3 protein-coding genes and 2 pseudogenes are annotated in these 4548 nt (G+C 62.8%); 1 reads left to right on the top strand and 4 read right to left on the bottom strand.

Annotated elements, in window-relative coordinates; genetic code table 11:
• Nucleotides 1-100 precede the first annotated feature (100 nt).
• The 4 genes and pseudogenes from ABT160_RS46430 to ABT160_RS46415 form a co-directional block, all read right to left on the bottom strand.
• Nucleotides 101-850, bottom strand: a complete 750-nt coding sequence (locus ABT160_RS46430) for a transposase family protein (protein WP_351656320.1) — start codon at nucleotides 848-850, stop codon at nucleotides 101-103.
• A 922-nt stretch (nucleotides 851-1772) separates the two neighbouring features.
• Complete coding sequence (locus ABT160_RS46425) at nucleotides 1773-2657, bottom strand: ion transporter (protein ID WP_351656317.1); 885 nt, start codon at nucleotides 2655-2657, stop codon at nucleotides 1773-1775.
• A gap of 67 nt (nucleotides 2658-2724) precedes the next feature.
• Nucleotides 2725-3336, bottom strand: a pseudogene (locus tag ABT160_RS46420) (NAD(P)/FAD-dependent oxidoreductase); the annotation flags it as partial.
• Between the two features lie 100 nt (nucleotides 3337-3436).
• The gene (locus ABT160_RS46415) at nucleotides 3437-4243 is read right to left on the bottom strand and encodes a transposase family protein (RefSeq protein WP_351656314.1); all 807 of its coding nucleotides are present in this window, start codon (nucleotides 4241-4243) and stop codon (nucleotides 3437-3439) included.
• Here ABT160_RS46415 and ABT160_RS46410 point away from each other — a divergent pair.
• Nucleotides 4224-4548, top strand: a pseudogene (locus ABT160_RS46410) (helix-turn-helix domain-containing protein); the annotation flags it as partial. The gene ABT160_RS46415 and the pseudogene ABT160_RS46410 overlap by 20 nt on opposite strands.

Below are 4548 nucleotides of genomic sequence, written 5' to 3'. Positions count from 1 at the left end.
GAACAGCTCCCACAACTCGTCCGGCACCAGCCGTTCAACGATCCCCACCATGACCGACACCCTATCCGCAAAGGCCAAATGAGATGATCTCTAAGGATCTTCAGCGTCGCCTCTCGAGGGTGAGGACGGCCTTGGTGATTGATGTGAGTCGGTTGGGGCTGATCCGGGCTGTGCGGAAGATCCGCCAGTCCCTGAGCCGGGCGAGGACGCGCTCGACGGGGAAGCGGAGGCGTGCGTGTGCTCGGTTGACGGCTACTTGTCTGGCGGTGAGGGGCCGTCCGAGGTGGCGTTTGAAAGGCACTTGGAAGGTTCCGCCGGCTCCGGTGTAGGCCTTGTCGGCGAGTACGGGGATCCGTAGTCGTTCACAGATCGTGATGATGCGGTGGGTGCGGGCGGCGGTGATGTCGACGGTGCGGCCGGGCAGCGCGGGTGAGTACCAGATCAGCTTGCCGACGGGATCGGTGACGGCCTGGATGTTGACGCCGTGCCGTCTGGCCTTGCCGGAGTAGTCACGTTCATGATCGCCGACCCGGTCGCACTCGGCGATGGTGCCGTCCACCAGGACGTACTCAGGACGTTCCCGGCGCAGGGCCTGTGTCAGGGACGGTGCTCTCGAAGCGAGGAGTTTGATCACGCTCTGTACGTAGGCGTGGGCAGTGCCCTCGCTGATACGGAAGCCCGCGGCGAGCTTCGCGTAGGTGGTGTGTTCGCGCAGGTAGACCAGGGTGATGATGGCGCGTTGTGAGGGGCGCAGTTTGCAGCGGCGGTCACCCTCGAGGGTGACGATCAGCATCGTGACCCACTCCACGAGCGCGTGCGGCAGGTCGAGTGCGGCAGGATAGATGACCAACGAGGCCTCCGGTCACGGCGGTTGAGACGTCAGACATCTCCAACCACTGCCCGAAGGCCTCGCCTGCTATCCGCAGCCGGCCGTCACCCGATCGGTGACCACTCTGAAGATCCTTACTCAAGGCCATTCTTCTACCTGCCTGGCCGTGCATCGGGCAGGCCAAGGGCCTCGCAGAGCATCCGCCAGTCATCGGTGTCGCGCGCCCGTTGGGCCAACAAACGCAGCACACGCTGCTGTGTGCGTTCATCCAACGGCTTGGTGCAGAACGCGCCGTGGTCCTTCAGCGGAAGAGAACCTTCCCGTGCAGCTGATCCCACGATCTACTCTCTTTCCCTCGTTCCCCATCACAACATCCCTGCCGGCATGAAGTACATCCTCGAGATGATCCTCTACCAGGCGGGGCTCCGGTTGGGTTGGTGCAAACGCATTTCTGTCGGCTCACCAAGGTCGCCCCCTCAGACTAGTTGGCTGGGCGGCGGTTTCACGTCGGGATTAGCTCGTTTTCTCGATGCCTGCAGGATCAAGTTCCTGCGGGGGCTCGAAGCGCTCGTCCGCTCCCGCGGTCGGGGTGTCCAGCCCGGACCGGTGCCGAGCGGCTCCTCCTGCTGCGTATCCGGCCGTATAACGGTCTCCACCGCGGCGTGTTGCCATGCAACTGCCGCTATCAAAGGTTGTCGATACTCTGATCCCCCTCCCGCAAGACGGCGATGGGCTCCGCATTCACGCTGGATCCCAGGACATGGTTGTGAATGAGGCGAGCGCCTCTGCACCTTTTTTCTCTGCCATATGTGTGGGCGTCAGCCGATCGAGCCCTGACCGTGAGGCTTTCCTTGCTGGCGGCGGGTGTGGTCTGTGGTGATCCATCGCTGCGGGCCCGCCTTTGCGCTGTCGGCGTGGAGCAGCCAGTTCATGGTCTACGGCATCAAGGTGATTGGATTCGCTTGCCGTTGGCCGCGTGGTCGAGGGCGTCGGCCATCCTGCGTAGGTCCGTCGCGTGGCTCTCAAGATGATCGCTACGGATGGTGATCGCGTTCATGTCATCAGTCTCTGCGGGTAGCCTCGCGTCGTCGGCCCGGGCCTCGTCAAGGGAATTGATGACCACTCCGATCAGCGTGTTGACAAGAACGAAGGAAGCGAACAGTACGAAGGAGACGTAGTACGGAACAGTCCAAATGGTGATGTCCATTCCTGAGCGGACCATTTCACCAATTCCGTCCAGCGTGACGAGCAGGAACAGTGTTAGGGAGGCTCGTCCGACAGATCCGTAATGTTCTGCGTCGGACACACCGAATAGCATCCATCCCACCATCGCATAGAGATAGAGAACGATCCCCCCGACGCTGAGGAATCCCAGGGTTCCTGGAAGGCTGTGTCCGATTGCGGAGGCGATCAGTCTGACCTGGGGCATCATGCGGGCGGCTCTGAGGATTCGCGCCAGGCGTAGCAGGCGCAGCGCGCCAGACTGGCTGCCTCCGACGGGAAGCAGGGCTCCTGTCAGCAAAATTAGATCGAGGATGTTCCACGGGTCGCGAAAGTAGGCCCGGGGACGGTCGGCTTGCGCAGCTGCACGTAGGAGTACTTCCAGGCCAAAGAGTGCAAGGAACAGTGCATGAAGGAAGGAAAGCGCTCCTTGGCGGTGGTCTGCCAGCCCCCGGTACGTGTCCAGGCCGAGCACGATGGCGTTTCCAAGGATGGACAGGAGGGCAGCCGTGTTAAACGCGGATGTGTCGACCATCGGGGAGGCCCACGAGGCGATCCTGGTTCTCCACTTATGGAAATCGTTTGTTGATGGTTCCTCTTTTTCCATTTTCCGTCCTCAGTTGTCTTTCTGACGGTTACAATTCACCAACAGCTATCAGTGCGGCGGGCTGCCGGAAGCGCATGTCTTCGCGTCGTACGTTGGTGTAGAACGTGGCAGCCTCGCGTGCGAGGTCTTCGATCTCGCCGATCGTTTTGGCGCCTGCGAAACCTCCGCCGATGAATACGAAGGTGAGGGCCTTGTGCCGGATTTCCTCATCGGTGGTTGAGTCGGCTTCGTCGAGTTGCTTGAGAACGTGGTTGCGCAGGCTGATCGCTTCCTCGATACCCTTCATGCCGATACCTTGTTCGGCCAGTCCAGGGATGGGGAAGGTGCGGGAGATGGCGCCCACGGCAACGATTAGATAGTCGAAGGGCAGCCCGTAGGGGTGGCCATAGAGCGGGGTGACGGCGGCGATCTTGCGTTTCTGATCGATGGTGGTGACGCGGCCGGTGAGAATGTTCGCCCCGGGTAGAGCGCGGCGTAGGGGCACCACGACATGACGTGGCGAGATGTTACCGGCGGCAACCTCAGGCAGGAGGGGCTGGTATGTCATGTACGAACGGGCGTCAACGACCGTGACATCTGCTTCACCGGCCTGCATCCCTTTCTGTAGAAACCGAGCTGCGTACAGGCCTACATAGCCGCCGCCGACGATGAGGATTCTTGCACTCTCTTTGGTCTTCACCCGATCGACTATCGACCTCGCGGGTGACTCTCGCTCGTTCAGATGAGCCATCCGAGGCCGAGGGGTTCTGAGTTGGATTGCATTGTTCATTGAGCCTCTTTCATCCTGAGTAGTCGCATGTCAGGAGCGTGTGGATGGCTTGGGCGGTGCGACTGATGCGGCGGGTGGAGCATCGGGCCCGGCGGAGGATCCGCCAGGACTTGAGTTGGGCGAAGGCCGGTTCCCCGGGAGCCCTCAGGCGGGCGTGGTTACGGTTGAACTGCTGATAATGCTCGGGCTGTTCGCGGTGGTGGTAGTACGGGGTGCGGAAGGTGGCGCCGGCGCCCTGGTAGGCGCGGTCGGCGAGTACGAGGAGCTGCCTGGTCAGGCAGGCTGGCACGATTCCGTGCGCCCGGGCGGAGGTCAGATCGTGGGTCCGCCCGGGTGTCGCTCGCGAGAACCACAGGGGTGTGCCGTCCGGGCGGGCGATGACCTGCACGTTCATGCCGTGCCCCTTGTGCTTCTGTGAGCAGTACGGCTGATCGGCGCGGACACGGTCGGTGGGGATCAGCGTGCCGTCAACGATGACGTGGTCACCGTCACGGAGGCCGGTAAGGGCTTCGTGGAGGCCCGGGGCCCAAGAAGCCAGCACCTCCAGGGCCTCGTCCACGTAGCGCCAGGCGGTGGCCTGCAATATCGAGAACCCGGCGCCGAGCTGGGCGAACGTCTCGTTCTTGCGCAGGTGGACCAGCGTGAGCAGTGCCTGATCGAAGCAACCGAGCTTCCGCCAGCGAGTGTTGCGGGCCTGACGATGCTCGTGCAGCAGCCAGGCAGCATGTTCGACGAGTTCGTGCGCAACGTCGAGCGTGCCAGGATACGGAACCAACAGGGCCCCTTCGGCCGCCGGTGTGTTGAGTGGAATCACCACGCCAACGACGAGGGGCCCTGTTGGTCCCGTATCGTGCCATGGTCGACGTCCCACATGAGCTGGTCGAGCATGTTTCCTGGCTGATCTACGCACGAAGGTGTGAACGCCGCTCGCGGTGGCGAAAGCTCGGCTGCTTCCGGCAGGCCCTGCTTGTACTGGTGCATCTGCGCAAGAACGAGACGCTGCCCGCTCTGGCGGCTGGCTTCGGCGTCTCGACCGCCACGCCTGGCGCTACGTCGACGGGACCCTCGACGTCCTCGCGGCGTGGGCGCCGGGCCTGCAGGAAGCCCTGACCGGCCTGGGCG

The sequence above is a fragment of the Streptomyces sp. NPDC001941 genome, from assembly GCF_040296945.1.
In the GTDB taxonomy this organism is placed as follows: Bacteria; Actinomycetota; Actinomycetes; order Streptomycetales; family Streptomycetaceae; genus Streptomyces.
Note: the sequence above shows the minus strand (reverse complement) of the source record. Positions and strands in the feature narration are given on the sequence as shown.